General features: G+C 33.5%; 1 protein-coding gene. It reads left to right on the top strand.

Annotated features, from left to right (window positions below):
• Positions 1 to 103: 103 nt before the first annotated feature.
• Positions 104 to 1,100, top strand: a 997-nt coding sequence (locus tag H5072_RS20090; protein ID WP_182694594.1) for a hypothetical protein, incomplete at its 3' end; no start/stop codon positions are given.

The raw sequence follows: 1,100 nt of genomic DNA, 5'->3' as shown, positions 1-1,100 counted from the left end.
GTCTAAAGGAGGGTTATATCCGCATATACTTAAAGACCTATCCTGTAAACCGTCTAAGCTTTTACATATTGGCGATTATTACTTCGCCGATGTCATTAACGCGATGAAAGAAGGCATCAAACCTTATTATTACAAAAAAACCAGTGAATATGCGCTTAGCCATCATTCATTTAAAAGACTAAGGCAGCTATACCCTTCTAAACTCTCTATAGAAGAATCTATTTATTTTGCGACTATCATCAACAAAACGTTTACCCAAAGAGATAATAACAACGAGAATATATGGTACGACTTTGGTTATGTATACTGTGGAATAATATATTTTGGCTTAACTCGTTGGTTAACTAGCCAGGTTTTGCATCAAGAAATAGAACATATATTTTTCCTTGCTCGCGACGGCTATATTATGCACAAAGCCTATAGCCTTATGAATCAGGGAGCTAAAACGCCTGTTAGTAAGTATATGTACGCATCAAGACGAGCTATAAACATCCCAACTATATACAATGGAATCGATGAATATTCGATAAAAGTACTATGCCATTTTGTTCCTAATTTGAGCGTCGCTAATTACCTTGATAGAGTTGATATAGATGCAACAAAACATATTAAAAAAATAAAAGAAGTTGGATTTTTTGATCAAAATCATATAATTGACACAGATAACGATAAGGATAAATTAGCAAAACTCTTTCATTTATTAGTTGATGATGTATGCAGTATTGCAGCTGTAGAAAGAGAAAACCTACTAACTTACCTAAATCAAATTGGGTTTATGGATGCCAAAAAAGTCGCGATTGTTGACATTGGGTGGCAAGGGACAATTCAGAACTCATTAAATAAGCTAATGTTATTAGAAAATAATGAAATAGACATTAATGGTTATTACCTAGGCACATTTCAAACTGCAATGAAGTTTGCTGAAAAAGGGTTTCCGATGTCTGGCTATATGTGTAACTTTTCAGAACCTAAAAATAATTTTCAAGTGTTATCGGAAGGTGTGCATATGCTCGAATTTATTTTTTCAGCACCTCACGGCTCTGTAATTAAATTCGATAAAAAAAATGATGACATAGTAGCTATATTCGAACCTAATGACT

The sequence above is a fragment of the Pseudoalteromonas sp. SR45-5 genome, assembly GCF_014163565.1.
GTDB lineage: Bacteria > Pseudomonadota > Gammaproteobacteria > Enterobacterales > Alteromonadaceae > Pseudoalteromonas > Pseudoalteromonas distincta.
Note: the sequence above shows the minus strand (reverse complement) of the source record. Positions and strands in the feature narration are given on the sequence as shown.